At 64.5% G+C, this 26,296-nt stretch carries 19 protein-coding genes; 15 read left to right on the top strand and 4 right to left on the bottom strand.

Annotated features, from left to right (window positions below; genetic code table 11):
• The first annotated feature begins 177 nt into the window (after positions 1-177).
• The 11 genes from BLR13_RS07175 to BLR13_RS07125 all read left to right on the top strand — a co-directional run bounded on the left by BLR13_RS07175 (position 178) and on the right by BLR13_RS07125 (position 15,968).
• On the top strand, positions 178-1,041 hold the full coding sequence (locus BLR13_RS07175) for an ABC transporter ATP-binding protein (protein WP_074831813.1): 864 nt from the start codon (positions 178-180) through the stop codon (positions 1,039-1,041).
• Positions 1,041-1,817 (top strand): ABC transporter permease, encoded by a 777-nt coding sequence (locus tag BLR13_RS07170; protein ID WP_074825941.1) that lies wholly within the window; start codon positions 1,041-1,043, stop codon positions 1,815-1,817. Before BLR13_RS07175 ends, BLR13_RS07170 begins: the two co-directional genes overlap by 1 nt.
• 46 nt (positions 1,818-1,863) lie before the next feature.
• A complete protein-coding gene (locus BLR13_RS07165) occupies positions 1,864-2,889 on the top strand; it encodes an ABC transporter substrate-binding protein (RefSeq protein WP_074825945.1) in 1,026 nt (341 codons plus the stop codon).
• Between the two features lie 108 nt (positions 2,890-2,997).
• Positions 2,998-4,440, top strand: a complete 1,443-nt coding sequence (locus BLR13_RS07160) for an amidohydrolase family protein (protein ID WP_074825948.1) — start codon at positions 2,998-3,000, stop codon at positions 4,438-4,440.
• Positions 4,441-4,586: 146 nt separating this feature from the next.
• A complete protein-coding gene (locus tag BLR13_RS07155) occupies positions 4,587-7,028 on the top strand; it encodes a CaiB/BaiF CoA transferase family protein (protein ID WP_074825951.1) in 2,442 nt (813 codons plus the stop codon).
• The gene (locus BLR13_RS07150; RefSeq protein WP_074825954.1) at positions 7,028-8,107 is read left to right on the top strand and encodes an ABC transporter ATP-binding protein; all 1,080 of its coding nucleotides are present in this window, start codon (positions 7,028-7,030) and stop codon (positions 8,105-8,107) included. Before BLR13_RS07155 ends, BLR13_RS07150 begins: the two co-directional genes overlap by 1 nt.
• Positions 8,104-9,099: an ABC transporter ATP-binding protein gene (locus BLR13_RS07145; RefSeq protein WP_074825957.1), complete on the top strand. Its 996-nt coding sequence runs from the start codon at positions 8,104-8,106 to the stop codon at positions 9,097-9,099. The genes BLR13_RS07150 and BLR13_RS07145 overlap by 4 nt, the downstream gene beginning before the upstream one ends.
• Positions 9,100-9,124: 25 nt before the next feature.
• Positions 9,125-10,672, top strand: coding sequence for an ABC transporter substrate-binding protein (locus BLR13_RS07140; RefSeq protein ID WP_074825960.1), 1,548 nt, complete (start codon positions 9,125-9,127; stop codon positions 10,670-10,672).
• A gap of 3 nt (positions 10,673-10,675) precedes the next feature.
• Positions 10,676-11,632, top strand: a complete 957-nt coding sequence (locus BLR13_RS07135) for an ABC transporter permease (RefSeq protein ID WP_074825963.1) — start codon at positions 10,676-10,678, stop codon at positions 11,630-11,632.
• The gene (locus BLR13_RS07130; RefSeq protein WP_074825967.1) at positions 11,629-12,513 is read left to right on the top strand and encodes an ABC transporter permease; all 885 of its coding nucleotides are present in this window, start codon (positions 11,629-11,631) and stop codon (positions 12,511-12,513) included. The genes BLR13_RS07135 and BLR13_RS07130 overlap by 4 nt, the downstream gene beginning before the upstream one ends.
• Positions 12,514-12,638: 125 nt before the next feature.
• Positions 12,639-15,968: a carboxyl transferase domain-containing protein gene (locus tag BLR13_RS07125; protein ID WP_074825969.1), complete on the top strand. Its 3,330-nt coding sequence runs from the start codon at positions 12,639-12,641 to the stop codon at positions 15,966-15,968.
• A 364-nt stretch (positions 15,969-16,332) separates the two neighbouring features.
• On the opposite strand, the gene BLR13_RS07120 is transcribed toward BLR13_RS07125, so the two are convergent.
• Positions 16,333-17,937: a flavin-containing monooxygenase gene (locus BLR13_RS07120; RefSeq protein ID WP_244525113.1), complete on the bottom strand. Its 1,605-nt coding sequence runs from the start codon at positions 17,935-17,937 to the stop codon at positions 16,333-16,335.
• Positions 17,938-18,141: 204 nt separating this feature from the next.
• On the opposite strand from BLR13_RS07120, the gene BLR13_RS07115 reads away from it, so the two are divergent.
• The 4 genes from BLR13_RS07115 to BLR13_RS07100 all read left to right on the top strand — a co-directional run bounded on the left by BLR13_RS07115 (position 18,142) and on the right by BLR13_RS07100 (position 22,667).
• A complete protein-coding gene (locus tag BLR13_RS07115; RefSeq protein WP_074825975.1) occupies positions 18,142-19,368 on the top strand; it encodes a cytochrome P450 in 1,227 nt (408 codons plus the stop codon).
• Between the two features lie 132 nt (positions 19,369-19,500).
• A complete protein-coding gene (locus BLR13_RS07110) occupies positions 19,501-21,102 on the top strand; it encodes a GMC family oxidoreductase (RefSeq protein ID WP_074825978.1) in 1,602 nt (533 codons plus the stop codon).
• Positions 21,103-21,109: 7 nt separating this feature from the next.
• On the top strand, positions 21,110-21,556 hold the full coding sequence (locus tag BLR13_RS07105) for a hypothetical protein (RefSeq protein ID WP_433994260.1): 447 nt from the start codon (positions 21,110-21,112) through the stop codon (positions 21,554-21,556).
• A gap of 85 nt (positions 21,557-21,641) precedes the next feature.
• A complete protein-coding gene (locus BLR13_RS07100) occupies positions 21,642-22,667 on the top strand; it encodes a S1C family serine protease (protein ID WP_074825981.1) in 1,026 nt (341 codons plus the stop codon).
• Positions 22,668-22,815: 148 nt separating this feature from the next.
• On the opposite strand, the gene BLR13_RS07095 is transcribed toward BLR13_RS07100, so the two are convergent.
• From BLR13_RS07095 to pncB, 3 genes are read right to left on the bottom strand one after another with little or no spacing between them, the layout of a single operon-like run.
• Positions 22,816-23,595, bottom strand: coding sequence for an alpha/beta fold hydrolase (locus BLR13_RS07095; protein ID WP_074825983.1), 780 nt, complete (start codon positions 23,593-23,595; stop codon positions 22,816-22,818).
• Between the two features lie 3 nt (positions 23,596-23,598).
• The gene (locus tag BLR13_RS07090; protein WP_074825986.1) at positions 23,599-24,894 is read right to left on the bottom strand and encodes an O-acetylhomoserine aminocarboxypropyltransferase; all 1,296 of its coding nucleotides are present in this window, start codon (positions 24,892-24,894) and stop codon (positions 23,599-23,601) included.
• Between the two features lie 45 nt (positions 24,895-24,939).
• Positions 24,940-26,244, bottom strand: coding sequence for a nicotinate phosphoribosyltransferase (gene pncB / locus BLR13_RS07085; protein ID WP_074825990.1), 1,305 nt, complete (start codon positions 26,242-26,244; stop codon positions 24,940-24,942).
• Between the last annotated feature and the right edge of the window lie 52 nt (positions 26,245-26,296).

Here is a 26,296-nt window from a genome sequence, read left to right as displayed (position 1 = left end):
GTGCTTCGAATGGGCCTCTGATATCACAATTGGCCAACAATTGAGCGCCTCAATTGCATGCAGTTTGAGCCACGGATTGCCCAAAACGAATCCGGCGCGTTGCGCCACTTTTTGCGATCCCGTTGAATTTCAAGGCAAGTTTCGCTGGCATCCGGCTTGCATGCACTTCTCATCATGATGCGCATGCAACCACACCAGGAATTCTCCGGCGAGCCGGTTTCGTCTGCCGCCATACCGATCGCGATCGAGCTGTCGGACGCCTCCGTCACCTTCGGCCGCGGCGACCGTGCGGTGCCGGCGCTCTCAAGCACGACGCTGCGGATCGCCGATGGCGAGTTCGTCGCCCTGGTCGGGCCGTCCGGCTGCGGCAAGTCGACCATCCTGCGGCTGGTCTCAGGCCTGGTGCAACCGACATCAGGCGTCGTCATCGTCGGCGGCCGTGAAGTCGCGGCGCGTGCCCTGCGCGTCGGCATGGCGTTCCAGAATCCGACCATGCTGCCCTGGATGACGATCGAGCGGAACATCATGCTGCCGCTCAAGATCGTCGAGCCGTTCCGTTCCCAGTTCAGAAAATTGCGCAAGACCGAATTCCGCGACAAGGCCAATGCGCTGCTGGAGCAGGTCGGCCTCAAGGGGTTCGGCAGCCGCTATCCCTGGCAACTCTCCGGCGGCATGCTTCAGCGCGCCAATTTGTGCCGGGCGCTGATTCACGAGCCGCGCATGCTGCTGCTCGACGAACCCTTCGGCGCGCTCGACCAGTTCACCCGCGAGGAACTGTGGTCAATTCTTCAGGACCTCTGGATGGCGCACAAGCCGACCGTGCTGCTGGTGACCCATGACCTGCGCGAGGCTGCGTTCCTCGGCAGCCGCATCTGTGTGATGAGCGCGCGGCCTGGCCGCATCGTCGACGACAGCCAGGTCACCTTCGAGCGGCCGCGCACGGTCGAGAGGACGTTCGAGCCGGATTTTGTCGCACTCAACCAGAAACTTCGCGCGTTCATTACCGATGCGAGAACTGCTGCAAAACAGGGAGCGGCCTGATGCCCGATCTCGATTATCGCCAAAAAGCCTTTTCGGCGGGGCTGATCGTGCTGTTTTTCGTGGGGTGGGAACTGTTCTGCGTGGTGACCCACATGTCCGATCTGGTGCTGCCGCGTCCGTCTCAGGTGTTCGTGACGCTGTTCCAGAAATTCCCGATCCTGTGGCCGCACATTTTGCAGACCCTGGCGACCACCATGATCGGATTCGTGCTCGGCGTCGGCCTCGGTGTCTTGCTCGGCGCCGTGATCGGGGTTTCCAAGACCGCCTATGACACCTGCTATCCGCTGCTGGTCGGCTTCTCCTCGATTCCGAAGGTCGCCGTGGTGCCGATCTTCGTGCTGTGGTTCGGCTCCGGCTCGGTGCCGGCGATACTGACGGCGCTGTCGATCTGCTTCTTCCCGATCGTCGTCAACATCGCGACCGGGCTCGCGACCACCGAACCCGAACTCGAGGACGTGCTCAAGGCGCTGGGCGCCAGCAAGTTCGACATCCTCTGGAATGTCGGTCTGCCCAGAACCATGCCGTTCTTTTTTGCCTCATTGAAGGTCGCGGTCAGCTACGCCTTTGTCGGCGCGGTGCTGTCGGAGACCGTCGCCTCGAACAGCGGCATCGGCAACGTGCTGATGACCGCGTCTTCGAATTTCAACGTGCCGCTGGTGTTCGCCGCGTTGTTCGTCCTCGCGGCGCTTGGCGTCGCGCTCTACGTCATCTTCTCGCTGATCGAAGGGCGCGTCACCGGTTGGGCCACCCGCAAGAACGATCTGATCGCCACCTGAACCACGATTTCGTCAACCGTCATCCAACCCAGTCGAGGAGGTCACCATGTTAGCCAGAGTAAGCGCCGCGCTGTTGGGAGTAGCTTTGTTCGTAGGCACGGCGAGCGCCGAGGACACGACGATCAAGTTCAAGCTGGGGTGGACGACGCAAGGCAGCGACGCCGCGTTCTTCTACGCCAAGGACAACGGCTACTTCAAGGAAGAGGGCCTCAACGTCGTGATCGACAAGGGCAACGGCTCCGGTGCGACCGTGACGCATATCATGTCGGGTGCCTATGACGCCGGCTTCGGCGACGTCAACGCGATCATCCAGAATGCCTCGACCAAGCCGGAAGATGCGCCGGTCATGGTCTACATGGTCTGGAACCAGCCGCCATTCGCGATCGTGACCAAGAACGGCAGCGGCATCAACACCATCAAGGATTTCGAAGGCCATACGCTCGGCGGCGCACAGGGCACGCCGACCACGCGGTTGTTGCCGGTGTTCGTGCAGAAGAACAAGCTGGAAGGCGAGAAGATCAAGTTGTCCAACATGGCGCCGAACCTGCAGGAGCCGATGCTGATCAAGGGCGATATCGACGCTGCTTTGGTGTTCAACATCACCAGCTATTTCAACCTGGTCCTGAACAACCAGGATCCCGACAAGGACTACAAGTGGTTCTCGTTCGGCGACTACGGCATGGATCTCTATTCCAACGGCGTGATGGTGTCGCGCAAGCTGATAGCGTCCAACCCCAAGGCCGTGGCAGGTCTGGTCCGCGCCATCAACAAGGGCATGATCGCGGTCGCCAAGGATCAGAACGCCGGGATCAAGGCGGCGCTGAACTTCGACAACCAGATCAACGTCGATGTCGAAAAACGCCGCCTGCAATATTCCTTCGACAAGCTGATCGTCTCGCCCGAGATGAAGGAAATCGGCGTCGGCGACGTCAAGGACGACCGCATGACCCGTGCCATCGGTATCGTCGTCGAAGGCTACCAGCTTGCCCGCACCCCGGCGCCGTCCGAAATCTTCTCGCGCGAGTTCCTGCCGCCGCGCGCGGAGCGCGAGCTGACCTATACGGCGAATTGAGGGATGTGAGCCCGTCATTCCGGGGCGCGAAGCGAACCCGGAATCTCGAGATTCCGGGTTCGATGCTTCGCATCGCCCCGGAATGACAGATGGAGAAGGCGCACGGTCATGTCCACAGAAGTAACCGCCAGCAGCCTCTTCTCCGGCCCCGAGTTTGGCCTGCTCGAAAATGCCGTGCTGCGGTACGACAACGGCATCATCACTTCGATCTCCGAGGGAGCTCCATCAGCGCCCGGGCCGCGCTCCCTCGTCCTTCCGGCCTTCGTCAATGCCCACGACCACGCGCGGGCGACCGCATCGTCGTTCGGGGCGATCGGCATGCCCCTGGAAAGCTGGATCCTGCGCTCGGCGCTCGGCACGCCCGTCGATCCCTATCTGACGGCGGCCTCCGCGCTGGCGCGTTCGGCGCGGGCAGGGTGCGCCGCGATGATGGTGCATTACACGCGGCCGAGCGGCACCATGCCGCTGGTCGAGGAAGCCCGGGCGATCGCGCGCGCGGCGTCCGATGTCGGTATCCGCATCGCCTTTGCGATTGCGGTGCGCGACCAGAATCCGGTCGTGTATGGCGACGGCGAGCCTGTCTTGTCGGAGCTCGCGAACGACGACCGCAAGACGATCGAGGAATTGTTCGTCCGCGCGCCGATGTCGCCCATGGCCTATATCGAACTCACGGATGCGATTGCCGCCGCGATCGCCGGGCCGAACGTCGACGTGCAGCTCGGCCCCGCCGGCGTGCAGTGGTGCTCCAAACCGCTGCTCGAAGCGGTGGCGGAGAATTCGGCGCTGACCGGGCGGCGCATTCACATGCATTTGCTGGAGACCATCTATCAGCGTGCCTGGGCCGATGCGAATTTTCCTGACGGCATCGTGCGCTATCTCCGCGACATCGGTTTCCTGTCGGAACGGCTGACCTTGGCACATGGCATTCACGCCCGGCCGGACGAGATCGAAATGATCGCGGCCTCCGGCGCGCGTATCGTCACCAATTTCAGTTCCAACATGCATCTGCGTTCCGGCCTCGCGCCTATCGCGGCAGCCCACAAATGCGGCTGCGCCATTGCCGTCGGCGTCGACGGCCTGGCGCTGGACGAGGACGACGACGTGCTGCGCGAAATGCGGCTGGTGCAGATGATGCACGGCGGTCTCGGTTTCAAGCGGACCTGGACACCTGCCGAATTCTTTGGCCTTGCCATCGCCAACGGCCGCAAGGCGACCGGCGCGCCCGGAACCGGGGCGTTGGTATCCGGCGCGCCAGCCGACTTTGTCACCCTCGATCTCGACCGGCTCGACCGCGACGCCATCATGCCGGTCGACCCGATCGATCTCCTGTTCGCCAGGGGCAATGCACAGCTGGTGCGCGACGTGGTCGTGGACGGTCGGTTGATCGTCAGCGAAGGCCGCTGCCTGGGTGTTGATCTCCCTGCGATCGAGCAGGAACTGCGCGGAATCTTCCGCGCCAGTGCCGGAAAACTCTCTGGCTTCCAGCGTGCGTGGCCACAGCTCTCGGCCGGCTTGCAAAACTGGTTCGAGCAGCAACTGGATTGCAGCTAATACCGGCACGTTGGTGTCATCGGCGAATTCCGTTACGCGGAACAAAATTCCGCTTGCATCAGCAAGCGGGCGAGGTTTCATGGTCGGCAACAAGAAACTGAACCGGTAGTCAGTTTGTGCCGGTCGTTCGACCATGAGGAAGCGTAATGGGCGCGTTGTCGCATCTGCGGATTGTCGAGATCGGGAGCGCAGCTGCAACCAGCTATTGCGCCCGCTTGTTCGCCGATTTCGGCGCCACCGTCCAGAAAATCGAACCGCCGGCGGGGGATCCGCTGCGCCGCGCCGCGCCGTTGACGCCGAAGGGCAACAGCGCGTGGTTTGCGTTTCTGAATTTCAACAAGTCGAGTATCGCGCTCGATCCGAATGACCGGAACGCATCTTCGCGCCTGACCGAGCTGATCCGCGGCTGCGACATTCTGCTCGACGGCCGCGACGTCGATGCGGCAGATTGTCCCGCGATCGATCTCGCCGAACTCAAGCGGCGTCATCCCGGCCTCACTCATCTCGAGGCGAGCTGGTTCGGCGGCGAGGGGCCCTACGCCAAATTCGAGGCGACGGACTCCACGATCCGTGCGCTGGTCGGCCTCGTCAAACTGGTCGGCCCCTCCGAGGGGACGCCCATGCATGCGCCGGATTTCCAGACCGGCATCTTCGCCGGCCTCTGGGGTTTCATCGCCGCCGCTTCGTCGGTGCTGGGGCGGATGCAGGATGGGCGCGGCCGCAGTAGCCGCCTGAGCATCTTTGAATCCTCCATTGCCGTCACCGAATACATCATGTTCGAGGCGTTCTCGCGCGGCGACATCATGCGGCGGATCGGCGTCAACCGGTTCTGGCCGACCTTTCCGGTCGGCATCTACGAGACCAAACAAGGCCGGCTCGGCGTCACCACGGTGACCCCGGCGCAATGGCGTTCGTTCTGCGAGATGCTGGGATTGCCCGAGTTGCGCGACGACGCGTCGCTGTTCCTCGGTGTCGACCGCCTGCAGCATGTTGAGGTCATCGAGAGCCTATTCATCCCGAAGCTGAAGACGCGTACCGCGCAGGAATGGTTCGCGGAAGGCCTGCGCCGCAAGATTCCGATCGTGCCGGTGCCCGAAATCGCCGACCTCGTCGCCGATGAGGAAAAGAAGGCGCGTGGCGCCATTGTGCCTGTCATGATCGGCGACGAGGGCGGTTTCACGGCCGGTTCGATGCAGCGCCTGACGGGAACGCCGCCGCGCAGGGGCGGTGCGGTTCCCGATATCGGCGAGCAGATGCTGGGCAGCGCCCATGTCACCGAGACCGCCCATGCAACGACGCCCGCGTCGCAGGGGCACAACCGCCTGCCGCTCGAAGGCATTCGTGTCGTTGATTTCTCGATGGGCTGGGCCGGTCCGGTCTGCACGCGCACGCTGGCCGATCTCGGTGCCGACGTCATCAAGATCGAGGCCACGCAATATCCGGACTGGTGGCGCGGCGTCGACCGCCGCCGGGCCTATGTCCAGGAGCAGATGTACGAAAAGTCCATCCGCTACTGCATCATGAACCGCAACAAGCGCGGCATCACGCTCGACCTGACCCGGCCGCAGGGCCTGGCGCTCGCCAAGCGTCTCTTGGCCGACGCCGATCTCGTGGTCGACAATTATTCGGTCGAGGTGCTGCCGAAAATGGGTCTCGGCTACGACGTGCTGAGCAAGCTCAATCCAAAGCTCGTCATGATGTCGATGTCGGCCTTCGGCGCCGGCAGCGCGCATCGCGATTGTCGCGCTTATGGCTCGACTTTGGAGCAGGGCTCAGGGCTGCCGAGCGTGGTCGGCGATCCCCTCGGTCCGCCGGTCATGAGCCATACTGCGTTCGGCGATGCCGTCGGTGGCCTCAACGGTTGCGCTGCCGTTCTCACCGCGCTGATCCACGCCAAACTGACCGGCAAGGGCCAGTTCATCGATCTCGCGCAGATCGAATGCATGATGCCGTTTGCTGCACCCTGGATCACCGCGCATTCGATCGACGGCAGGGCGCCGGTGAAATACGGCAACCGTCATCCGGATTTCGTGCCGCATGGCTGTTTCCCCTGCTCAGGTTCCGACAACTGGATCATGGTCGCGGTTTCCCGCGACGCGATGTGGCCAAAGCTGGCGACCTTGCTCGGCCGAGCCGACTGGGCCTCCGACGTGAAGCTGAAAACCGCCGCCGGGCGGCGTGCGATCGAGAGCGAGATCGAGGCCGCGATTGCGGCCTGGACATCCGCGCGGGATCCGGAAGCGGCGATGACGGCGTTGCAGGCAGCGGGTATCGCTGCGGGTGTGGCACGGCTGCCGATCGAGCTGCTGGACGACCCGCAATTGCATGCGCGCGGGTTCATCCAAGAGGTCGATCGCGCCTTCATCGGCAAACATCCGCAGCCGTCGATGCCATTTCGTGAGTCTAACGCGCCGTTCGCTATCCGCAGCGCGCCGCCGACGCTGGGCGAGCATAACCGCGAAATCCTCGGCGGCCTGCTCGGGTTGTCGGAGGCCGAGATTATCAAGCTCACGCGCGACGGCATCATCGGCACCGAGATGCTGATGGAAGAGCAGCTCGTGAAAGAGAAAAAGCGGGCGGCAGGCTGATGGCAACGGCGGGGCCGGCACAGCGCGAGGCGGAAGCGGTTGCGGTTAGCCCGCAGGCGCTGATGTCGGTGCGCGGCCTCGGTATCCGCTTCAAGACCTCGCAAGGCGTCTGGCAGGCGACGCGCAAGATCGATTTTGACATTGCGCCGGGCGAGCGCGTCGGGATCGTCGGCGAAAGCGGTTGCGGCAAGACCATCACCGGTCTCTCGATCCTGCGGCTATTGCCGAACAATATGGCCGGCCTCGACGGTTCGATCTGGTTCGACGGGGTCGATCTCGCCACATGCTCTGACCGCGCCATGCGCGCGATCCGCGGCCGGCGCATCGCCATGATCTTCCAGGAGCCGATGAGCGCGCTCGATCCGGTGTTCACCGTCGGCCACCAGATTGCCGAGACCCTGCGCATCCATACCGGCGTCAGCAAGGAGGAGGCGAGGGCGAAGATCCTCGACATGCTGCGTCGCGTCGGCATTGCCTCGCCAGAGCGGCGCATCGACGATTACCCGCATCAATTGTCCGGCGGCATGCGCCAGCGGGTGATGATCGCGGCCGCGTTGATCTGCGGTCCGCAACTGCTGATCGCGGACGAGCCGACCACGGCGCTCGACGTCACCGTGCAGGCGCAGATCCTCGAACTGCTGCGCGACCTCAGCGAGACTTCGAACACCGCGCTGATGCTGATCACGCACGACCTCGGCGTCGTTGCCGAGACCTGCACCCGCATGATCACGATGTATGCCGGGGAGGTGATCGAGGACGCCAGCGTCGACGCCGCGCTAGTGCGGCCGCTGCATCCCTATACGTCCGGACTCCTCCGCTCGCTGCCACATTTGAGTCCGCGCCACGGCAAGCTGCCGTCGATCCCGGGTAGAGTACCTTCGATTGCGGACATGCCGAACGGCTGCCGTTTCAAGGCGCGCTGTCCGCATGCCGTCGAGAGCTGCGAAGCCGAGCAGGAACTGCGCGATGCGGGCGGTGGCCGCAAGGTGCGCTGCTGGCGCTTTGCCGAACTCGATCTGCCCGGCGCGCTGCAGCATGCGGCTACAGCGCCGATCGCGGCCATGGTCGCCCGGCCATGAGCGCGCCGGCCGCCAACGACGCCATCGTTTCGGTGCGCGATCTGCAGGTCCAGTTCCAGACCGGCGACCGCCGTTCTACCGTGAAGGCGGTTGACGGCGTCGATTTCGACGTCCGCCGCGGCGAGACCTTCGGCATCATCGGCGAATCCGGATCGGGCAAGACCACGATCGGCCGCGCGCTGGTGTTTCTGCTGAAGCCCAGTGCGGGTGCCATCCTGCACAACGGCGTCGATCCGCTGGCAATGCCGCGCAGGCAATTTCAAAGCCACCGCCGCGACTACCAGATCATCTTTCAGGACCCCAACGCGGCGCTCAACCCGCGCATGACGATCCTGTCCTCGGTGCTGGAGCCGCTGGAACTGGCGCGCGCCGGCACCAAAGCCGAACGATTGACGCGGGCCCGCGAGGCGCTCGACCGCGTCGGCCTGCCGCCGGATATCGGCGCGCGTTATCCGCATCAGTTGTCCGGCGGCCAGAAGCAGCGCGTGGTGATCGCGCGGGCGCTGACGTTGCGGCCGAAGCTGATCGTCTGCGACGAGGTGGTGGCGGCGCTGGATATGTCGATCCGCGGCGACGTGCTCAATTTGTTCGCCGAGCTGCAGCGCGACCTCGGGCTGACCTACGTCTTCATCACCCACGATCTCGCCGTGGTGTCGCATATCAGCGAGCGCATCGCGGTGATGTATCTCGGACGGTTTGTCGAACTCGGGCCCACGGAGCAGGTCTCGGAGAAGCCGCTGCATCCCTATACCCAGGCGCTGCTGTCGGCCGAACCGCGGCCGTTGCCGTCGACCATGCGGGGCGCTGCCAGGATCATGCTGCAGGGTGAAATCCCGAGTCCGATCGATCCGCCGTCGGGGTGCCGGTTCCGCACCCGCTGCCAGTACGCGCAAAATCTTTGCGCCGAGAAGACGCCGGACTGGCGCGAGCTGTTGCCCGATCACTGGGTCGCCTGCCATTTTGCCGGCCTCCCGAATTTTTCGCCGAACTAACTCAAGAAACTGCCGGAGGATTTTCATGACCCACACCACCCGACGCGAGCTGATGGCGCTGATGACTGGCGCGCTCGCTGGAACGGCCCTCGGCGGCAACGCCTTCGCGCAAGCCACGCCGAAGCGTGGCGGCATCTTGCGCATCTCGGCACCGGCCAATCCGTCGAGCCTCGATCCCGCCACCGGCGGCGCCGGCTCGGATCACGCCTTCCTGTTCACGATGTACGACACGCTGACCGAATGGGATTTTGAGACGCTGAAGCCCAAGCCCGGCCTCGCCGAGAGCTGGAAGTTCACCGACCCGAATACGCTGGTGCTCAACATCCGCGCCGGCGTCACCTTCCACGATGGCACGCCGCTCGACGCTGAAGCCGTCAAGTTCAACCTCGAGCGCAACAAGAGCGACGCGAAGTCCAACATCAAGGCCGATCTCGCCTCGATGGCCTCGGCCGAGGTGACCGGCCCGATGCAGGTGACGCTGAAGCTGAGCACGCCCGACGCGGCGTTGCCCGGCATTCTGTCCGACCGTGCCGGCATGATGGTATCGCCGACGGCCGTGAAGGCAGCTTCCGCCGGGACCCTCAACCGCACGCCGGTCGGCGCCGGCGCCTATGCCTTCGTGAGTTGGGCCGACGGCGAAAAGATCGTCATCAAGCGCAACGAGAAATACTGGAAGTCGAACCGTCCCTATCCTGACGGCATCGAGTTCTCGATCATTCCGGAACTGACCACCGGCGCGCGCTCGGTCACCGCCGGCCAGAACGACCTGATTTACCAGTTGCCGCCGCGCCAGAAGGCGATCATGGACCGCGTTCCCTCGGTCAAGGTCTTCAACGGGCCGACGCTTTACGTGTTCCAGATCTTCCTGAACTGGGCAAAACCGCCGTTCGACAACATCAAGGTGCGGCAGGCGTTCAATTTCGCCGTCGACCGCGAGGCTTTCGTCAAGGCCGCGCTCGCCGGTCTTGCCGAGCCCGCTTACATGAACCTGCCGAAGGCGCATTGGGCCTACGACAAGTCGGTTGCCGCACTCTACCCTTATGATCCCGACAGAGCGCGCAAGCTGCTCGCCGAGGCCGGCTTCAAGGAAGGCACCGTGATCGAGATCGGTGGCTACAACGATCAGGATTCAGTGCAGCGCCAGGAAATCCTGATCGAGATGTTCCGCAAGGCAGGGATGAACGTGAAGTTCGTCAACTCGCCGATCGCGGAGGCGTCCGCCGCGTTCTTCGGCCCCGAGAAGCGCAACTCGGGCCTGCTCGCGGCCTGGACCGGCCGTCCCGATCCGAGCCTCACTTACTCGCTGATGTTCACCAAGGACGCCTACTACAATGGCGGCCGCGCGCCGGTGCCGCCGGAACTCGAAGCCGCGATCAAGGAATCGCGGGCATCGGAAGACATCGAGACGCGAGCCAAGGCGTTTGCGACGGTGCAGCGGCTGGTGATGGAAAATGCCTTCGTGCTGCCGCTCGCGTTCCAGTTCGAGCTGGTGGCGATGAACAAGAAGGTGCAAGGCTACAGGCCCAATCTGTTGGGCAAGCCGAAATACGACGACGTCTGGCTGGAGAGCTAGTTCATGGCGCGACGAAGTCCGGCCAGGGTGATCGGCGGCCGCCTGCTGCAGGCGTTGCCGGTCATCCTGCTCGCGACCTTCATGGTGTTCGCGCTGCTCAAATTGGTGCCGGGCGACATCGCGGTGACGCTGGCCGGCGACAACGCCACCGACAGCCGTATTACCGAGATCCGGAAATTGTACGGCCTCGACCGGCCGTTCCTGGTGCAGTATGGCACCTGGCTCGGCCATGTCGTGCAGGGCGATCTCTCGCAATCGCTCTTGACCGGCGAGAAGGTCGCGACCTCGATCGGCCGCGCCTTTCCCAACACGCTCTTGATCGTGGCGATCGCGCTGGTGCTGGCGCTGGTGACGGGCATTCCGATGGGCGTGATCGCCGCGATCAAGCCGAACGGTTGGATCGACAAGACGGTCAGCCTGATCGCCTCGTTCGGCGTCGCCATTCCCGGCTTCTGGCTGGCGATGATCCTGGTCGCCGAGATTTCGCTGAAGCTGAACTGGCTGCCGGCGACCGGCGCCAAGTCGTTCAGCGCGTCGCCGCTCGAGGCGATCCGCCACGCGCTGCTGCCCGGCATCGCGATTGCGGCCTATGGCATGGCGGAAGTGGCGCGGCAGTTGCGCGGCTCGCTGCTGGAAGTGCTGTCGTCGCAATATGTCCGCACCCTGCACGCCAAGGGCTTGTCGATGTCGCGCATCCTCTGGCAGCACGGCCTGAAGAATGTCAGCGTCAACCTGTTCACCATCATCAGCCTCCTCGTCAACCGCATGCTGGCGGCCACGGTCGTGATCGAGGCGGTGTTTGCGATTCCCGGCCTTGGTAGCCTGATCGTGCGCGGCGCCATCGCGCGCGATTTTCCGATCGTGCAGGGCGTGGTGTTCGCGATGGTCATCGTGGTCATCGCGGTCAACCTGATCGCCGATCTCTTATGCGCCGCCGTCGATCCGAGGATCGAGCAATGACGGACCTGTCGCTCGCGACGCCGAAACCTGTGGCCGAACCGGGCCGGCTGCAGCGTCTGTTTCGCTGGCTGGCCGGTGACCTGCGCGCGGCGCTGGCGATCCTGGTGCTGCTGGCGCTGGTCATCGTCGCGATCGGCGCGCCCTGGATCGCGCCCTATGCGCCGACCGCGCAGGACATCAACAACATGCTGGCGGCGCCCGGGCCGCAACATCTGCTCGGCACCGACGACCTCGGCCGCGATATTTTTAGCCGCCTGATCTACGGTGCGCCCGCGACCGTCTATGCCAGCCTGCTCGCGGTCGGGGTCGCGGTCGCGATCGGCCTGCCGGTCGGCCTCGCCGCCGGTTTCTTCGGCGGCTGGATCGACGACATCATCAGCCGGGTCATCGACACCTTTCTCTCGTTTCCGGCCATCGTGCTCGCCATCGCCGTCACCGGCGCGCTCGGCATCGGGCTCACCAACGGCATGATCGCGGTCGGCATCGTGATGTTCCCGGCGCTGGCACGGATCGTTCGCGCCCGGACGCTGATCGTGCGGCAGGAGCTTTATGTCGATGCCTCCAGGTGCTTCGGCGCCCCGGCCTGGCACATCCTGTGGAAGCATGTGCTGCCGAACGCGTTGCAGCCGGTCATCGTGCAGGTGACCCTGCTGCTGGCGGCGGCGCTGCTGGCGGAGGCCAGCCTCAGCTTCCTCGGCCTTGGTATCCAGCCACCGAATCCGAGCTGGGGCGCCATGCTGGCCCGCGCCTACCAGTATATGGAGATCGCGCCCGAGCAAATGTACGCGCCGGGGCTTGCCATTCTGGTAGTCTCGTTGGCATTCAATGCCCTCGGCGAATCCCTGCGCATCGTGCTCGATCCGACCATGAGAGATCGCTAGGGTATCGTGATGATTTTTCGAGTCGGCAGCCGCGCTTCCTTCACCTCTCCCCGCAAGCGGGGCGAGGTGAACAGACCTCGCATGATCGCCAGTTGTTACGCTAATTAGCCCAAACGGAAGCATTCATGTCCTTTCAGAAACTGCTGATCGCCAACCGCGGCGAGATCGCCATTCGGATCGCGCGGGCCGCGGGCGAAGCGGGCCTTGCGACGGTCGCGGTCTATCCGGCCGACGACGCGCTGTCGCTGCATGTCCGCAGCGCCGATGCCGCCCATGAAATCCCGGGGCGGGGCGCGCGCGCCTATCTCGATATCGAGGCCGTGATATCAGCGGCGAAGGCGACCGGCTGCGATGCGCTGCATCCCGGCTACGGTTTCCTCAGCGAGAACTCCGCGCTGGCGCGGCGCTGCGCCGAAGAGGGCATTGTCTTCATCGGCCCGTCGCCCGAGGCGCTCGATTTGTTCGGCGACAAGGGACAAGCCAAGGCGCTGGCGAAGCAATGCGGCGTGCCCGTCATCGAGGGCACCGAGGGGGCGACCAGCCTCGACGACGTCAAGGCCTTCTTCGCCGGGTTAGGCGACGGCGCCGCCGTGATGATCAAGGCCATCGCCGGTGGCGGCGGCCGCGGTATGCGCATCGTCGATGACGCATCAAAACTGGAAGAGGCCTATGCGCGCTGCCAGTCCGAAGCCAAAGCGGCCTTCGGCAGCGACGGCGTCTATGTCGAGCGCCTCATCCGCAACGCCCGCCACATCGAAGTGCAGATCATCTGCGACCAGCACGGCGCGATCAGCCATCTCTGGGAACGCGAATGCACGATCCAGCGCCGCAACCAGAAACTGATCGAGGTGGCGCCGAGCCCGTCGCTGACCGAGGCCTTGCGTTCGCGCATCATCGATGCCGCCAAGGAGCTGGCGGCGGCCGCGAATTACGGCAATCTCGGCACCTTCGAATTCCTGGTCGATAACGAGGCCCAGGGAAAAGTTGGGGGCGACGACAAGGCGTTCGCCTTCATCGAGGCCAATCCGCGGCTTCAGGTCGAGCATACCGTCACCGAGGCGGTGCTGGGCGTCGATCTGGTGCAGGCGCAGCTTGCAGTCGCGGCCGGCGCCACGCTGGGCTCACTCGGCCTCGCGCAGGCCTATATCCCGAAGCCGCGCGGCTATGCCATGCAGCTTCGCATCAACATGGAGGTGATGGACGAGACCGGAGCCACCAAGCCGACCGGTGGCACGCTGTCGATGTTCGACCTGCCGTCCGGCCCCGGCGTCCGCGTCGATACCTTCGGCTATTCCGGCTACAAGACCAGCGCCGCTTTTGACTCGCTGCTGGCGAAAGTGATCGTGCATTCGGCGGGCGGGAAATGGACCGACGTGGTGCAAAAGGCGCAGCGGACACTGCGCGAGTTCCGGATCGGCGGCGTCGCCACCAATATTCCGTTCCTGGCTGCGATCCTGGCGCATCCGGATTTCGCCGCCAACCATGTCAGCACCGGTTTCATCGATGCGCATGCCGCCGAGTTGGTCGGCGCCGCCAGGGAAACCACAGCGGAGACGTTGCTTGCCGATGCCGGCAGCGCGGCGGAGAATGGCGTGCCCAAGACCGACATATCGACGACGGGCCCGGCAGGCTCCGTTGCCGTGCCCGCGCCGCTGCAGGGCACCATCGTCGCGATCGAGGTGCGGGAAGGGGACCTGGTGCGTCCCGGCCAGCAGATCGCCGTGCTCGAATCCATGAAGATGGAGCATCTGGTGACGGCGCCGCATGGCGGCAAGGTGACCAAGGTGATTGCCGGTGTCGGTGTCACCCTGATGCAGGACGAGGCGATCCTGTATCTCGAACCCGCCGAGATCGATGCCCACGACGTGGCGGAGGAAGAGACCGTCGACCTCGATCACATCCGCCCGGATCTTGCCGAACTGATCGCGCGCCACGCCATCACGCTCGATGAGAACCGCCCGGCCTCGGTCGAGCGCCGCCGCAAGACCAACCAGCGCACGGCGCGCGAGAACGTCGCCCAGCTGGTCGACGACGGCTCGTTCGTCGAATACGGTTCGCTGGCGATCGCGGCGCAACGCCGCCGGCGCAAGGTCGACGATCTCATCATGAACACGCCGGCCGACGGCCTGATCTCCGGCGTCGCCACCGTGAATGCGGACAAATTCGGCGCCGAGGGCGCGCGCTGCATGGTGATCTCCTACGACTACACCGTGCTGGCCGGCACCCAGGGCCACATGAACCACAAGAAGATCGACCGCATGCTGGGCCTTGCCGAGCAGTGGAAGCTGCCGCTGGTGTTCTATGCCGAAGGCGGCGGCGGCCGCCCCGGCGATACCGACCGGCTCGGCCTGACCGGCCTCGACGGGCCGTCGTTCGTGCAGTTCGCCAAACTGTCGGGGCTGGTACCGGTCATCGGCGTGGTTTCGGGCTATTGCTTTGCAGGCAATGCCGCGATGCTCGGCTGCTGCGACGTCATCATCGCGACGAAAAATGCGTCGATCGGCATGGGCGGCCCGGCGATGATCGAGGGCGGCGGCCTCGGCGTCTACCACCCGGCCGAAGTCGGCCCGGTATCGTTCCAGTCGCCCAATGGCGTGATCGATATCCTGGTGGAGGACGAGGAAGAGGCAACTTCGGTCGCACAGAAATATCTGTCTTATTTTCAGGGTGCGGTCAGCGACTGGAAAGCGCCGGACCAGCGCCTGTTGCGGCGGGCGATTCCGGAAAACCGCCTGCGGGTCTACGACATCAGGACCGTGATCGATCTCGTCGCCGACGAGGGCTCGGTGCTGGAAATCCGCCGCGACTTCGGCGTCGGCATGATCACGGCGTTCATCCGCATCGAGGGCAAGCCGTTCGGCCTGATCGCCAACAACCCGAAGCATCTCGGGGGCGCCATCGATGCGGCGGCCGGCGACAAGGCCGCGCGCTTCCTGCAGCTTTGCGACGCCTTCGATATCCCGATCGTGTCCTTGTGCGACACGCCGGGCTTCATGGTCGGCCCCGAGGCGGAAAAGACCGCGATCGTGCGCCATGTCGCGCGCATGTTCGTGACCGGCGCCAGCCTCACCGTACCGTTGTTCGGCATCGTACTGCGCAAGGGCTATGGGCTCGGCGCGCAATCCATGATCGGCGGCGGCTTTCACGCCTCGTTCTTCACCGTGGCCTGGCCGACCGGCGAGTTCGGCGGCATGGGCCTGGAAGGCTACGTCCGGCTCGGCTTCCGCAAGGAGATGGAAGCGATCGCCGATCCGGTCGAACGCGAGAACTGGTACAAGGCCAAGGTCGCCGAGATGTACGCCAACGGCAAGGCGGTCTCGATCGCTTCGGTGCTGGAGATCGACGAGGTGATCGATCCCGCCGATACCAGGCACTGGATCATGTCCGGCCTGCGCTCGGTGCCGAAGCCCGAGCCGCGCAGTCACCGCAAGCGGCCCTGCATTGACGCGTGGTAGTTTGCGTCATTGCGAGGAGCGAAGCGACGAAGCAATTCATTCTTTCTTCAAGCCGCAAGATGGATTGCTTCGCTTCGCTCGCAATGACGGGAAGACTTCGTAGCCCGGATGAGCGAAGCGATATCCGGGACCACTCCAACACCGCCCCGGATGTCGCTGCGCTCATCCGGGCTACCAGCTTGCAAAACTCCGGGCGTATCGCGCCGCGGGAATAATTTTCGTCGTCCCGGACAAGTGAGCGCAGCGAACGCGATCCGGGACCCATAACCACCGATGCCCGTGATGAAGCAGGATGGAGCGGCAGCGTTATTCCCGATCAAGATCGGTGGTTATGGGTCCCGGCCTTCGCCGGGACGACAAAAAGTTACCCCAGCCGCAACTCCGCATACCCCTTCGCCGCGACCTCGTCGCATCGCGCGCGGTAGGCCGGCGCGCTGCCGCTGTAGCGGGCGATGATGCGGGTCTGCTTGCCCTCGACGTTGGAATTGATGCCGGTCATCCAGGAGTTGACCTCATTCGACAACAGCCCGACCCCGAGCGCCTTGACGTGATCGGTCCAGGACTCGACGCCCTCCGGCGTCGCTTCCAGCCGTGTCAGTTGGTTGGCTTGCGCAAACCGCACCAGCCCGGTGACCCAGTCGACGCTGTATTCGATGCTGCGCGGAATATTGCCGAGCGCGGTGTGCGGCCCCATCAGCATCATCATGTTGGGGAATTCGTGCACCATGATGCCGAGATAGGTCTCGGGGCCTTTCTTCCACTTGTCCTTCAGCCGCGCGCCGCCGGCGCCCTTGAAGTCGATCTTGTCGAAAGCGCCGGTGAGGGCATCGAAACCGGTGGCATAGATGATGATGTCGAACTCGTATTCTCTCGCGCTGGTCTTGATACCCGCGGCCGTGATGCGCTCGATCGGCGTTTCCGTGATGTCGACCAGGTCGACATTGTCGCGGTTGTAGACTTCGTAATAGAACGTCTCCAGCGGCAGCCGGCGGGTGCCAAAGCCGTGATTCCTGGGAATCAGTTTCTCGGCCACGGCCTGATTCTTCACCCGCTGGCGGATCTTCCGCGCCACGAAATCGGAGATCGTCGCGTTCGCCTTGCGGTCGGTCAGGATGTCGCGGAAATTGCCCTGCCAGATGCCGAAGCCGCGTTCGCCATAGAGCTTCTCATAAAACGCCTCGCGCTCCTTGTCGGAAACCTCGAAGGCGCCGCGCGGATCCGGCGTATGCAGGAAACAGGCGAAGGTTTCCTGGCAGCGCGCGAACATTTCGGGGTAGCCGGCCTTGATCTGCTTCTGGGTCTCGGCATCGATCTTGCCGTTGTGCAGCGGCGCGCACCAGTTCGGCGTACGCTGGAATACGGTGAGATGCCCGACTTGCCCGGCAATGGTCTGGATGGTCTGCACGCCGGTGGCGCCGGTGCCGATCACGGCGACGCGCTTGCCCTTGAAGTCGACCGGCTCGTGCGGCCATCGTGCGGTGTGGAACGATTGCCCCTTGAAATCGTCGCGCCCCTCGATGCGCGGCAGCGTCGGCGTCGACAGCGGGCCGATCGCGGTGATCAGGAACCGCGTATCGAAGCTGCTGCCGTCCTCGAGCGTAACGGTCCAGCCCCGCGAATCCTCATTAAAGGTCGCAGCAGTAACCCGGCTGCTGAACTGGATATCGCGGCGCAGATCGAACTTGTCGGCGACATGGTTGAGATAACGCAGCGTTTCCGGCTGGCCGGCGAAATGCTCGGACCAGTCCCATTCCTCGAGCAATTCCTTCGAAAACGAGTAGCCGTAGGAATAGCTTTCCGAATCGAACCGCGCGCCGGGATAACGGTTCCAGTACCAGGTGCCGCCGACATTGGTGCCGGCCTCGAACACCCGCACCCGCAGGCCCTGTTCGCGCAGCCGGTAAAGCTGGTAGAGCCCCGACATGCCCGCGCCGATGATGATGGCGTCGTAATCCGGAATTGGCGTCACTCCCTTTGCTGTGGTTGGCGCCAAAACTATCCGGTCTCGCGCTATCCGACAAACCCCGCCGTCACGCGTGGCAGGGTTGCAGGTTTGCCGCCGGCCGGCCCAGTCCGGCTTTACTCAAGTCGGCTTTACTCAGGGCCGCATCTGCCCCTATCGTCGGGATCCGGATCGCCCGCGAAGCGGCGACCGAACAAGGGGAGCGAAGCGATGGCCCAGGCGCAGCAGCGCAAGCTGAGCTCGATCGACGTCAGCGATCCCCGGCTGTATCAGGACGACACCTGGCGGCCGCTGTTTTCGCAACTGCGCCGCGACGATCCCGTGCATTATTGCGAGGCCTCGCCTTTCGGCCCGTATTGGTCGGTGACGCGCTACGACGACATCTTCGCGGTCGAACTCGATCACGCCAATTATTCGTCGAGTTCGGAGTTCGGCGGTATCCAGATCACCGACCAGCCGCTGGGGCAGGAGTTCGCCAATTTCATTCGGATGGATCCGCCGGGCCACACCGCGCATCGGCGCACCGTCGCGCCAATCGTCGCACCCTCCCATCTCGCCAATTTCGAGCCGCTGATCCGCAAGCGGACGTCCGACGTGCTGGACGCGTTGCCGCGGAACCAGACGTTCGACTGGGTCGAACGGGTCTCGACCGACCTGACCAACATGATGCTGGCGACCCTGTTCGATTTTCCCTGGGAAGACCGCATGAAGCTGACCTGGTGGTCCGACGTCGCGATCGCCAATGTCGAGTCGCCAGATGCGGTGGTGCATTCGTCGGAAGAACGCGTCTCCGAGCTGACCAGGATGGGTGAATATTTCCGAAAACTCTGGGACGCCCGCGCGGCGGCGCCGCCCACTTTCGACCTGATCTCGATGCTGTCGCATTCCGAAGCGACGCGAAACCTGCAGGCGCGCGAATTCATCGGCACCATCGCGCTCCTGATCGTCGGCGGCAACGACACCACCCGCAATTCCATGACCGGCGGGTTGATGGCGCTGGTGGAAAACCCCGAGCAGTTCGAATTGCTGCGCGGGCGGCGCGAACTGGTCCCGAATCTCGTATCCGAGATCATCCGCCATCACACGCCGGTGCTGCACATGCGCCGCACCGCGCGCGCCGACGTCGAGCTCGCCGGCCGCCGGATCGCCAAGGGCGACAAGGTGGTGATGTGGTACATCTCCGGCAACCGCGACGAGAGCAAGATCGACCGCGCCGACCAGTTCATCATCGACCGCGCCAAACCGCGCCAGCATCTCGCCTTCGGCGCCGGCATCCACCGCTGCGTCGGCGATCGCCTCGCCGAACAGCAAATCCGCATCCTCTGGGAGGAAATTTTGCAACGCGACCTGCGCTTTGAGATCATGGGTCCGCCGCAGCGGCTGTATTCGAATTTCATCCGCGGGATAAGGTCGCTGCCGGTGAGGATTGTAAACTAGACCACCGTCATTCCGGGGCGATGCGAAGCATCGAACTACGATGCGCAATTGCGCATCTGAGAATCTCGAGATTCCGGGTTCGGCTCTGCGAGCCGCCCCGGAATGACGAAAGAGAAAGCTTAAGGAACTGGAATGAAGCATAAACCCGTTGACGTCCTGATCATTGGTGCCGGCGCATCCGGCGCGGCGGTGGCGTGGAGTCTCGCCGATACCAGGATGCACATCCTCTGTCTCGACCAGGGCGACTGGATGAAGCCGTCGGAATATCCGAGCACGGGGCGCGACTGGGAGGCGCGGTTCTATGGCGATTATTCGCCGAGCCCGAACATCCGCGCCCGGCCCGAGGACTATCCGATCAACGAGGACAATTCGCCGATCAAGGTGGTGAACTTCAATGGCGTCGGCGGTTCGACCGTGATGTACACCGCGCACTGGCCGCGGCTGCATCCGTCCGACTTCCGCGTCAAAACGCTCGACGGCGTCGCCGACGACTGGCCGATCGGCTACGACACGCTGGTGCCGTTCTTTGCCGAGAACGACCGCATGATGGGCACCTCCGGCCTGTCGGGCGATCCCGCGTCGCCGCTGACCGATCCGCCGATGCCGCCGCAGCCGCTCGGCAAATCCGGCGCGATGATCGGCAAGGCCATGAACAAACTCGGCTGGCACTGGTGGCCGTCGGATACGACGGTTGCGACCATGGATTACGAAGGTCGCGCCCGCTGCATCAATCTCGGCCATTGCACGCCGGCCTGCGCGCAGGGCGCGAAGGCCTCGACCGACATCACCTACTGGCCGGCGGCGCTGCGCGCCGGGGTCGAATTACGCACGCACTGCCGGGTGCGCGAGATCACGACCAACGAGGACGGCATGGCCTCGGGCGTGATCTTTTACGACAAGGACGGCGTCGAACAGTTTCAACCCGCCGAAGTCGTCATCGTCGCCTGCAACGGCGTCGGCACGCCGCGGCTGCTGTTGAATTCGAAGTCGGAACGCTTTCCGGACGGGCTCGCCAATTCCTCAGGCCTGGTCGGCAAGAACCTGATGTTCCATCCCTATGCGCAGGTCTACGGCTATGTGGAAGCACCGACCGACAGCAACCGCGCGCCGCCGACCTGCCTCTGGAGCAAGGAATTCTACGAGACCGATCCGTCGCGCGACTTCGTGCGCGGCTACGGCATCCAGTTCGGCCGCGGCGCCGGCCCGGTGTTCGAGGCCGTCGCCAGCGAGGCCAAAGGCCTCCTCCCGTGGGGTGCCGATCATCATCGCGTCTTCCGCAAACTCAACGGCCACCGGCTGGCGGCGTCGGCGATCTGCGAGGACCTGCCGGAGGAACACAACCGCGTCACGCTCGATCCAGTCCTGAAGGACAGCCACGGCATCCCGGCGCCACGCATCGACTACACCATCAGCGAGAACAGCCGCAAAATGATGGAGCATGGCATCGCGCGGGCCAGGGAAGTGCTCACCGCGGCCGGCGCCACCGACATCTGCGTCAACTCGCCGATCCTCTATGGCGGCTGGCATCTGCTCGGCACCGCGCGCATGGGCACCGATCCGGCCCGTTCGGTGGTGAACGAATGGGGCCGCTCGCACGACGTGAAGAACCTGTTCATCGTCGACGGCAGCGTGTTCGTCACCTCTGGAGGCGTCAACCCGACCTCCACCATCCAGGCCATTGCGCTCTACATCGCCGACCAGATGAAGCAGCGCCTCGCCAATCTGTTTGATTGAGGAAATAATGTCCGAACCAACCCTGACCCAGCGCCAGCGCGACGATCTCCGCACCGTCGCCGGCATGATCATTCCCGCGAGCGAGGAATACAAGGTGCCCGGCGCCGACGATGCGGCGGTCCAGGCCGACATCCTCAAGACGCTCGGCCGCGATACCGTCCCGGTCGTTGCCGCACTCGACCATCTCGCGCGTCTCGCCGGCAAGCCGCTCACCGATCTCGATGCCGTCAGGCGCGATGCGGTCACCAGGGAGTTCCGCGCCACCGGCGGCGCTGCTGCCGCAACGCTCGTCCGCGTCGTGCTGCAATGCTATTACCGCGACGACCGGGTATTGCGCTCGCTCGGGCTGGAGCTGCGGGCACCGTTTCCGCAAGGCTATACGCTGGAGCAGGGCGACTGGTCACTGCTCGATCCCGTCAAGGCCCGGCCGTCGAGCTTGCGGCGGGCGCAATAGGGATCAGAGCAGCCTTGCGCCTGCAGCAGAGGCACTTGCGGCGGCTAATTCCGGCCACCATCTGAGGTGACCGAAGGAATTCGCCATGCTGGATATTGCCTCAGATATTGCCGACGACCTGCAGTCGTCGGGTACCCCTGAATCCACCCCCGTCAACGACCAGGCCTTGCTGGACGCCTATTCCAACGCCGTGATCGGCGTGACCGAGCGGGTTGGCCCCGCGGTCGTCCGTGTCGAGACCGGGCCGAAGGTGCGTACCGGCCGGGAGCGCGGCGGGCTTGGCTCTGGAATCGTGATTTCGCCGGACGGGCTGGTGCTGACCAACAGCCATGTGGTCGGCACATCGAAAGAGATCAGGCTGCGCGACACCGAGGGTTTTGTCACCGATGCCCACGTGCTCGGCGTCGATCCCGACACCGACCTTGCGCTGTTGCGGGCCGATGGCGCCCGCGATCTGCATTATGCCTCGCTCGGCAATTCCAAAAGCCTGCGCCGCGGCCAGCTCGTGGTCGCGATCGGCAACCCCTTGGGCTTCGAATCGACGGTGACCGCCGGCGTGGTCTCGGCGCTCGGCCGTTCGATCCGTTCGGTGAGCGGCCGGACCATCGAGGACGTGATCCAAACCGATGCCGCGCTCAACCCCGGCAATTCCGGCGGACCGCTGGTGTCGTCGTCGTCGGAGGTGATCGGCATCAACACCGCGATCATCAACGGCGCGCAGGGGATATGTTTCGCGGTCGCCAGCAACACCGCGCAGTTCGTGCTGTCGGAGATCATCCGCCACGGCTATGTCCGGCGCGCCTATATCGGCGTCTCCGGCCAGACCGCGCCGATCCCGCGGCGGCATGCGGTGGTGGCCGGCGTCGACAACACGATGGGCGCGCTGCTGGCGCAGATCGAGCCGGATAGTCCGGCGGCGCGAGCCGGCGCGTTGCCCGGCGACGTCGTGATCAAACTCGACGGCGTCGGGATCAACGGTGTCGACGACCTGATCCGCGTGCTCGACCGCGACCGCATCGACCGCACGCTGGCGATGGATGTGCTTCGGATGGGCCGCCTGCGCGCGATCGATATTCACCCCGTGGAGCGCAAGAAGGCCGCGCGGCAGTGATGTGACCCTCATGGTGAGGAGCCGCCAACGGGTCGCGCGAACGCGCGCCCGATGACAGGCTCCGCGGCGTCTCGAACCATGAGGCCCGGCTGGTGGCTCTCATCCTTCGAGACGCGCGTTCCGCGCTCCTCAGGATGAGGAGAGACCGTTACCGCAATGCCGCCAGCAATTCGTCGGGCGCTTCGACCATCATCATGTGGCCGGCGCCCGGCAGCACCACGGTGCGGGCGTTCGGCGTCGCGGCGGCCAGTGTCTTGCCGGCCTTCGGCGGCGTCATCATGTCGCGCTCGCCGAGAACGAACGTCGTGGGCACCTTGACCTGCGCGGCCGCGGCCAGCGCGTTCTGGTAGGCATTGCAGGCGTTGAGATCGCTGAACAACACGCCGGGGCGCGACTGCCGCAGCACGCGTTGTGCGCCCTGATGCATCCACAGGCCCGGCGCGAGGCTGCCGCCGAGCTCGGCCTTGAAGCCGAGGCCCCAGATCGACACCATGTCGAACGCATCGGGATCGTTGGCCTCGGCGGCCTTGAGCAGATCGGGACCCACCGTCATCGTCGCGGCGGTGCCGATCAGGCCGAGACCGGAGACCTTGTCCGGATGTCGCGCCGAGGTCTCGAGCGCGATCAGCGAGCCCATGGAGTGGCCGATCAGCCTGGCCCTCGGCGCGCCGGCGGCGTCGAGCAGGGCGGCGGTCCAGTCGGCCATCTCGGCGATGGTCGGAAGCGCCGCACCGGACGAACGGCCATGCGCGGGCAAGTCCGGCGCCAATACCGAATAGCCGTGATGCGCGAACCAGCGGCTGTGCAACGCCCAGGTCGAATGATCGAAGCCGGCACCGTGCAGCATCACGACCGCGGGCAACGCCGGATCGAACGGACGGCCGCCGGTGGCGACGAAGGTGTCAATTCCATTGACGGAAAGCTGCATGGCTCACACCTTCTGCGACGCGCGGAGCGCCTGGCCGAGATCGTCGATGATGTCGGACACCGTCTCGATGCCGACCGACAGCCGTACCAGTTCCTCGCCGATCCCGGAGGCCTTGAGCTGGGCGGCGTCCATCTGCTGATGCGTGGTGCTGGCGGGATGAATCACCAGCGTCTTGGCGTCGCCGACATTGGCGAGGTGGCTGATCATGCGCAGCGTCTCGATGAACTTCTTGCCCGCGGGCCGGCCGCCCTTGATGCCGAACGAGACGATCGATCCAGCGCCGCGCGGCAGCAGCCGCTTCGCCAGCTCATGATCGGGATGGCTCTCAAGCGCGGGATGCAGCACCCACTCGACCGCCTTGTTGGCGGTGAGGAATTCGAGCACTGCCAGCGTATTGGTCATATGCCGCTCCATCCGCACGCCCAGCGTCTCGACGCCCTGCAGCAGCTGAAACGCATTGGTCGGCGACAGACAGGCGCCGAAGTCGCGCAGGCCTTCGGTGCGGGCGCGCATGATGAACGCGGCCTGGCCGAACTGCTCGTCGAAGACGATACCGTGATAGCCGGCATAGGGCTCGGTCAGAACAGGGAATTTGCCGCTGGCGTGCCAGTCGAAGCGGCCGCCGTCGACGATGACGCCGCCGATCGCGATGCCGTGGCCGCCGATCCATTTGGTCGCGGAGTTCATCACGATATCAGCGCCGAGCTCGATCGGCCGGCTGAGGAACGGCGTCGCGAAAGTGTTGTCGATCAGGAGCGGTATCTTGGCGTCATGTGCGATCTGGGCCACGGCTGGAATATCCAGCACTTCCAGCCCGGGATTGCCGATGGTCTCGCCGATTACCAGCCGCGTGTTCGGCTTGATCGCGGCGCGGAATTCGTCGAGCCCGCGGGGCTTGACGAAAGTAGTCGTGATGCCGAAGCGCGGCAGCGTGTGCGCCAGGAGGTTGATGGTACCGCCATAGAGCGAGGAAGAAGCGACGATATGGTCGCCGGCATTAAGCAGCGTCGCGATTGCGAGATGCAGCGCCGCCATGCCGCTGGCGGTGCAGACCGCGCCGACGCCGGCCTCCAGCGCGGCGAGCCGCTCTTCGAGCACCGCGGTCGTCGGATTCGAAATGCGCGTGTAGATGTGGCCTGCGCGTTCGAGGTTGAACAGCGCCGCGGCGTGGTCGGAATCCTGAAACACATAGGATGTGGTCTGATAGATAGGAACTGCGCGGGCGCCGGTCGTGGGGTCCGGGCGCTGGCCGGCGTGCAGGCTCAGCGTTTCGAAGGCAGGCGGCTTGGGTGCGGGCATGGAGAGCTCGTCAGGTCGTTGGATCTTGAATGGATGTGCGGCCGTTCAGACGTGCACGGCGGTGCGGACGCGGCCGGCATTGCCGAACACGCGTAAGTATCGCTCGACCTCGGACGCCGACCCGGTGGCCTTCTCGGGATTATCCGACAGCTTGACGGCGGGCCGGCCATCGACCGACGTCACCTTGCAGACCAGCGAGATCGGATCGAGGTCGGCCGAACCATCCGGCGCGCAGCCGACGAAATCATTGGTGAGGTTGGTGCCCCAGCCGAACGAGATGCGAACACGGCCGGCAAAATGGCGGTAGGTCTCCTCGATTGAGCCGACATCCATGCCGTCGGAGAACACCAGCAGCTTCTCGCGGGGATCGCGGCCCTTCTGCTTCCACCACTTGATGATCTCCTCGCCGGCCGTGATCGGCGGTGCGCTGTCGGGACGAAAGCCGGTCCAGTCGGCGACCCAGTCCGGCGCGTCGCGCAGGAACGGCTTGGTGCCGAAGGCGTCGGGCAGGGCGATCAGCAGGTTGCCGCCATAGGTATGGCGCCACTGATCGAGAATGCGATAGGGCGCCCAGCGCAATTCGGTATCGTCGTTGGCAAGGGCTGCGGCGACCATCGGCAGTTCATGTGCGTTGGTGCCGATCGCTTCGAGATCGTTGTCCATCGCCAGCAGCACATTGGAAGTGCCGGTGAAGGACGAGCCAAGCCCTTCCTTGACCGCCTCGACGCACCAGCGCTGCCACAGGAATCCGTGGCGGCGGCGGGTACCGAAGTCGGACAGCCGCAGGCCGTCCAGCTTGCGCAGCCGCTCGACCTTGGACCACAGCTTGGCCTTGGCGCGGGCATAGAGCACGTCGAGCACGAAGCGGCCTTGCCCCTTGGTCGAAGCCCGCGAACGCAGCTCGTTCATGATCGCGAGCGCCGGGATCTCCCACATCGTGGTGTGGGTCCACGGCCCGTGGAAATGCAATTCGTACTGACCGTCCACCTTGCGCAGTTCGTATTCGGGCAGGCGGAAATTGGCGAGCCAGTTGATGAAATCCGGCGAGAACATCTGGGTCTTGCCGTAGAACGTGTTACCGGCGAGCCAGATCAGCTCCTTCTTGGAGAAGCGGATGGTGCGGGCGTGGTCGAGCTGCGCGCGCAACTCGCTCTCGTCGATCACCTCGGCGAGCCGCACGTGCTTGCTGCGGTTGATGACCGAGAAGGTCACCTGCTGCTCCGGGTAGAACTCCCGGATCATCTGCTGCATCAGCAGCTTGTAAAAGTCGGTGTCGAGCAGGCTGCGCACGATCGGATCGAGCCGCCAGCCATGGTTGTAGGTCCGGGATGCAATATCGGTAACTGCCATGAGGGAACTCTATCGTGCCGGAAGCCGCCCAACCAGTGGGATTTGGCGGCGG

Source organism: Bradyrhizobium ottawaense (assembly GCF_900099825.1).
Taxonomy (GTDB): domain Bacteria; phylum Pseudomonadota; class Alphaproteobacteria; order Rhizobiales; family Xanthobacteraceae; genus Bradyrhizobium; species Bradyrhizobium ottawaense_A.
This window is presented reverse-complemented; position numbering and strand designations above follow the sequence as displayed.

What these genes read in the sequence shown, in the direction of transcription:
- BLR13_RS07110 (WP_074825978.1), top strand. Translation starts at nt 19,501, where the DNA reads ATGAAGCATAAACCCGTTGACGTCCTGATCATTGGTGCCGGCGCATCC.
- BLR13_RS07170 (WP_074825941.1), top strand. Translation starts at nt 1,041, where the DNA reads ATGCCCGATCTCGATTATCGCCAAAAAGCCTTTTCGGCGGGGCTGATC.
- BLR13_RS07155 (WP_074825951.1), top strand. Translation starts at nt 4,587, where the DNA reads ATGGGCGCGTTGTCGCATCTGCGGATTGTCGAGATCGGGAGCGCAGCT.
- BLR13_RS07150 (WP_074825954.1), top strand. Translation starts at nt 7,028, where the DNA reads ATGGCAACGGCGGGGCCGGCACAGCGCGAGGCGGAAGCGGTTGCGGTT.
- pncB (WP_074825990.1), bottom strand. Translation starts at nt 26,244, where the DNA reads ATGGCAGTTACCGATATTGCATCCCGGACCTACAACCATGGCTGGCGG.
- BLR13_RS07130 (WP_074825967.1), top strand. Translation starts at nt 11,629, where the DNA reads ATGACGGACCTGTCGCTCGCGACGCCGAAACCTGTGGCCGAACCGGGC.
- BLR13_RS07100 (WP_074825981.1), top strand. Translation starts at nt 21,642, where the DNA reads ATGCTGGATATTGCCTCAGATATTGCCGACGACCTGCAGTCGTCGGGT.
- BLR13_RS07105 (WP_433994260.1), top strand. Translation starts at nt 21,110, where the DNA reads ATGTCCGAACCAACCCTGACCCAGCGCCAGCGCGACGATCTCCGCACC.
- BLR13_RS07165 (WP_074825945.1), top strand. Translation starts at nt 1,864, where the DNA reads ATGTTAGCCAGAGTAAGCGCCGCGCTGTTGGGAGTAGCTTTGTTCGTA.
- BLR13_RS07175 (WP_074831813.1), top strand. Translation starts at nt 178, where the DNA reads ATGCGCATGCAACCACACCAGGAATTCTCCGGCGAGCCGGTTTCGTCT.
- BLR13_RS07125 (WP_074825969.1), top strand. Translation starts at nt 12,639, where the DNA reads ATGTCCTTTCAGAAACTGCTGATCGCCAACCGCGGCGAGATCGCCATT.
- BLR13_RS07160 (WP_074825948.1), top strand. Translation starts at nt 2,998, where the DNA reads ATGTCCACAGAAGTAACCGCCAGCAGCCTCTTCTCCGGCCCCGAGTTT.
- BLR13_RS07115 (WP_074825975.1), top strand. Translation starts at nt 18,142, where the DNA reads ATGGCCCAGGCGCAGCAGCGCAAGCTGAGCTCGATCGACGTCAGCGAT.
- BLR13_RS07140 (WP_074825960.1), top strand. Translation starts at nt 9,125, where the DNA reads ATGACCCACACCACCCGACGCGAGCTGATGGCGCTGATGACTGGCGCG.
- BLR13_RS07095 (WP_074825983.1), bottom strand. Translation starts at nt 23,595, where the DNA reads ATGCAGCTTTCCGTCAATGGAATTGACACCTTCGTCGCCACCGGCGGC.
- BLR13_RS07145 (WP_074825957.1), top strand. Translation starts at nt 8,104, where the DNA reads ATGAGCGCGCCGGCCGCCAACGACGCCATCGTTTCGGTGCGCGATCTG.
- BLR13_RS07090 (WP_074825986.1), bottom strand. Translation starts at nt 24,894, where the DNA reads ATGCCCGCACCCAAGCCGCCTGCCTTCGAAACGCTGAGCCTGCACGCC.
- BLR13_RS07135 (WP_074825963.1), top strand. Translation starts at nt 10,676, where the DNA reads ATGGCGCGACGAAGTCCGGCCAGGGTGATCGGCGGCCGCCTGCTGCAG.